The following is a 4,134-nucleotide window of genomic DNA, read 5'->3' on the forward strand; positions in this document are numbered from 1 at the left end:
TGGTGAACAATGCGCTCAAGGCCCTCTTCGAGATGACCGGGGAGGAGCGGTACCGGCCGTCGCCGCTCTTCGAGCAGATGATCAGGGAGAACCGGCTGGGCCGGAAGACCGGCCGCGGGTTCTACGATTACGCGAAGTAAAGGCACGTAGCGCCCCGGCCCGCCGGCGGGCCGGGACAGGAGGAAGGACGCATGGAAGAAGTTTACACAAAGCTGGCGAAGCACCTGGACCGGCTGCCCATTCCCTACCCGGAGACAGAGTCCGGCATCGAGCGGGAGATCCTGGCCCGCTGGTTTTCCCCGCGTGAGGCGGAGATCGCCCTGGCGATGACGGGTCTCCCCGAGGCGGTTCCGGCCATCGCGGCACGCCTGGGGATCGGGGCGGAGGCCCTGGCCCCCGTCCTGGAAGACATGTCGAAACGGGGCCTCATCTTCCGGATCGCCAAGGGGGAAAAGCGGTTCTACAACCTCGTCCCCCTGGCGGAGGGCATGTGGGAATTCCACATCCACCAGAACAATGCGGAGGACGTCCGGCTGCTCCGGAAGTATTTCGACGAGTTCATGACGAAGGGCTGGTACGGGACCAGGACGAGCCAGCACCGGATCGTGCCCATCTCGCAGAGCATCACGCCGGACATGGAAGTCCTCCCCTACGAGCAGGCGGAGGCCCTCATCCGGGCCCAGACCAAGATCTCCGTCGCCACCTGCATCTGCCGGAAGGAGGAGAAGATGGTCGGCGAGGGGTGTGACCACCCCCTGGAGACCTGCATGGCCTTCGGCGCGGGGGCTTACTTCTACATTGAGAACGGCCTCGGCCGGGAGGTGTCGAATGAGGAGGCCCTCGAGATCCTCCGGAAGGCGATGGACTCAGGGCTCGTGCTTCAGCCGGGGAACGGGCAGAAGGTCTGGAACCTCTGCATGTGCTGCGGGTGCTGCTGCGCGCTTCTCCGGACGCTGAAGCGGATGGACAAACCGGCCGAGGTGGCCCACACGAATTTCCGCGCCCGGGTCATCCCGGAGGAATGCACGAACTGCGGCATCTGCGAAGGCCGCTGTCCCATGGACGCGATCCGGATCGAAGATACGGCCGTGGTAAACAGCGACCGGTGCATCGGCTGCGGCGTCTGCATCGGAGCCTGCCCATTCGAGGCCATCAAGCTCGATTACAAAAAGCCCGAAGAGCGGTATACCCCCCCGCGGGATGTCATGGAGATGCAGATCACCATCGCCCGGGAGCGGGGGCTTCTCTGATCTTCGAAAACGGGAACGCCTTACCGGCCCGGAGATTGGACCGGGATTCCCGGGCCGGTTCTTCCGTCCCTTCCGTGGACGGGGAAAGGGGTCGAGCATGTCGCAAGACACATTCCGGAAGCTCCAGCAGTGCCTGGATCGCCTGTCCCTGGGCTTTCCCCCCACGGATTCGGGAATCGAGATCGAAATCCTGCGGAAACTGTTTTCCGACCGGGACGCGGCCCTGTTCCTGGCGCTGAGCCCGCGTCTCGAGACCGCGGAGGACGTGGCCGCCCGCCTGAGCCGGGACACCGGAGAGACGGCGGAGCACCTGCGGGACATGGCCTCCCGCGGCCTTCTCTTTACCCTGCGGAAGGGCGAGACCGTGAAATACGGACAGATTCCCTTTGTCCACGGCCTCTTCGAATTCCAGCTGACCCGGCTGGATCGGGAGCTGTCGGAGATGCTGGAGCGCTATTTCCACGAGGCCTTCTACGACGCCGTGACCCGGGGAGTGGCGGCCTTCCTGCGCACCGTGCCGGTGCGGGAGTCCCTCGACGTCTCGCACCACGTGGCCGCCTACGAGGACGCTGCGGAGATCCTCCGCAGCCAGCCCCGGATCGTGGTCGCCGAATGCATCTGCCGCAAGCAGCAGGCCCTCCTCGGAAAGGGCTGCGGCAAGCCCCGGGAGGTCTGTTTCATGTTCGGATCCATGGGGCAATACTACCTGGACCATGGGCTCGGCCGTGAGGTCGGACTGGAGGAGGCCGTCCGGCTCCTGAAGGAAGCCCAGGACGCCGGCCTCGTGACGCAGCCGGCAACGGCGCAGAACCCCGGCGGCATGTGCAACTGCTGCGGCGACTGCTGCAGCGTCCTCCGTGCCCTCCGCCTGCATCCCAAGCCCTCCGAAATGGTCTTTTCGAATTATACCGCTGTTGTCGACCCGGAGGCGTGCACAGGATGCGGGGCGTGCCTTCACCGCTGCCAGATGTCGGCCATTGCGATCGACAAATTAGAGCGGGCCGGGATCGACCGGGACCGCTGCATCGGGTGCGGCCTCTGCGCGACGGCCTGTCCCGTGGAGGCGATCAGGATGTTTCCGAAGGAGGAACAGAGGGTTCCCCCGCCGGGGACAATGGAACAGATGCTGAACATGGCCCGGCTCCGGGGACTGGCCTGACCGTCCCCCGAAGCATGGTCCACCAAATAAAGAATGGGAGAGAACAATCATGGAGAGCAACATCAGTCGGTTCCTGGAATTCAACGTGGCCACCTACGGGGAATACGAGCAGTTCATCTACCTCGGTCCGGAAGGGGAAAAGCGGGTCAAAAACACGGAACTCCTGGACCAGGCCCGCCGCCTGGCCACGGGGCTCCGAAAGATGGGGGTGCAGAAGGGCGACATCATCGGCACGGTGGTGAGCAACCTTCCCGAGACCCCGTCGCTCATCAACGGTATCAACCGGTGCGGCGCCGTTTACCTCCCCATCATCTTCATGCTGACGGCCAAGGAGATCCGCTACATCCTGGAGGACTCCCGGTGCAAGTTCGTCCTCGTGGAGGACAAGCTCCTGCCCAAGGTCCGGGAGGCCGCGGAGGGCGTAAAGACGATCGGGACGATCATCGTGATCGGCCAGGAGCGGGGCGAGGGTCTTCTTCCCTATGAAGACCTCATGGCGAAAGGAGACGAGCTGGGAGACGTGGTCCCCGTCGAGGCGGACGACCTGTCCATCCTGATGTACACCTCCGGCACGACGGGCTTTCCCAAGGGCGTCATGCTGACCCACCGCAACATGGAAAAGCAGATGATGACGGGCTCCCAGGTGTGGGGAGGCAAGAAGGGGGAGATCATGCTGACGACGGTCCCCATGAACCACATCTTCGGCGTCATCAGCACCCTGGAGCTGTACCACCTGGGATGCGTAAGCCTCCTGATGCCCCCCTTCGACCCTCGCAAGGTCCTCGACGCCATCCGGGACTACAGGGTGTCCTTCATTCCCGTCGTTCCCACGATGCTCATCTTCCTGATGATGGTCTTCGACCCGGCAAAAGACGACACGTCTTCCCTGGATCTCCTCATCTGCTCCGGCGGCCCCCTGGCCCTGGATACCCTGGAGAACGCCCAGAAGACCTTCAAGATCGAGATCACCCAGGGATACGGCTGCACGGAGGTCGGCGGATCCATGACGCGGCAGCGCCGCGACTGGCCCCGCAAGCCCGGCAGCGTCGGCTTTCCCCTGCCCGGCCTGGCCCTTCGGGTCGTGGACGCCGACGGGAAGGACGTCCCCCGGGGCGAGGAGGGGGAGGTCATCTGCAAGGGCCCCATCGTCATGAGCGGCTATCTGAACAAGCCCGAGGAGACAGCGGCGGCCCTCGTCAACGGCTGGCTCCATACCGGCGATGTCGGGAAGCTCGACGAGGACGGGGAGCTTTACATCACGGGCCGCCTGAAGGACCTGATCATCAAGGGCGGCGAAAACATCGATCCCGGCGTCGCCGAGGGCTGGCTGTACAAGCACCCGGCGATCTGGGAATGCGCCGTCGTCGCCATGAAGGACCCGAAGTACGGGGAGGAAGTGGCCGCCGCGGTGACCCTGAAGCCGGGCCAGCAGGCCACCGAGGAGGAGCTCCTGGCCTACCTGGGCGAACATCTCCACCACTTCGTGGCCCCGAAGAAGGTCTTCTTCTTCGACACCATGCCCAAGACGGGCCTGGGAAAGATTCTCAAGCGGGAAATCCGCAGAATCATAAATGAAAAATAGAAACACAAGCAGGCAAGGAGAACAACGATGGATTTCATTCTGAACGAAGACCAGAAAATGCTCAGGGACACGGTGCGCCGGATCGCGGAGGAGAAGTTCGCCCCCCTCGCCGCGGAGATCGACGAGAAGGAGATCTTCCCTTC

The 4,134-nt window shown here is 63.9% G+C and carries 5 protein-coding genes; all 5 read left to right on the top strand.

What is annotated here, in order from left to right; genetic code table 11:
* The coding region (locus HPY65_19130; protein NPU86593.1) for a 3-hydroxybutyryl-CoA dehydrogenase at positions 1 to 140 on the top strand (140 nt) is incomplete at its 5' end.
* Positions 141 to 191: 51 nt separating this feature from the next.
* Positions 192 to 1,250: a 4Fe-4S binding protein gene (locus HPY65_19135; protein ID NPU86594.1), complete on the top strand. Its 1,059-nt coding sequence runs from the start codon at positions 192 to 194 to the stop codon at positions 1,248 to 1,250.
* 97 nt (positions 1,251 to 1,347) lie between these two features.
* Entirely contained in the window at positions 1,348 to 2,409 is a 1,062-nt protein-coding gene (locus HPY65_19140; GenBank protein ID NPU86595.1) for a 4Fe-4S binding protein, read from the top strand.
* Between the two features lie 49 nt (positions 2,410 to 2,458).
* On the top strand, positions 2,459 to 3,991 hold the full coding sequence (locus HPY65_19145) for an AMP-binding protein (protein NPU86596.1): 1,533 nt from the start codon (positions 2,459 to 2,461) through the stop codon (positions 3,989 to 3,991).
* 27 nt (positions 3,992 to 4,018) lie between these two features.
* Positions 4,019 to 4,134: acyl-CoA dehydrogenase (locus tag HPY65_19150; GenBank protein NPU86597.1), on the top strand; the 116-nt coding region annotated here is incomplete at its 3' end.

Source organism: Syntrophaceae bacterium (assembly GCA_013177825.1).
GTDB lineage: Bacteria > Desulfobacterota > Syntrophia > Syntrophales > PHBD01 > PHBD01.

What these genes read in the sequence shown, in the direction of transcription:
- HPY65_19135 (NPU86594.1), top strand. Translation starts at nt 192, where the DNA reads ATGGAAGAAGTTTACACAAAGCTGGCGAAGCACCTGGACCGGCTGCCC.
- HPY65_19140 (NPU86595.1), top strand. Translation starts at nt 1,348, where the DNA reads ATGTCGCAAGACACATTCCGGAAGCTCCAGCAGTGCCTGGATCGCCTG.
- HPY65_19145 (NPU86596.1), top strand. Translation starts at nt 2,459, where the DNA reads ATGGAGAGCAACATCAGTCGGTTCCTGGAATTCAACGTGGCCACCTAC.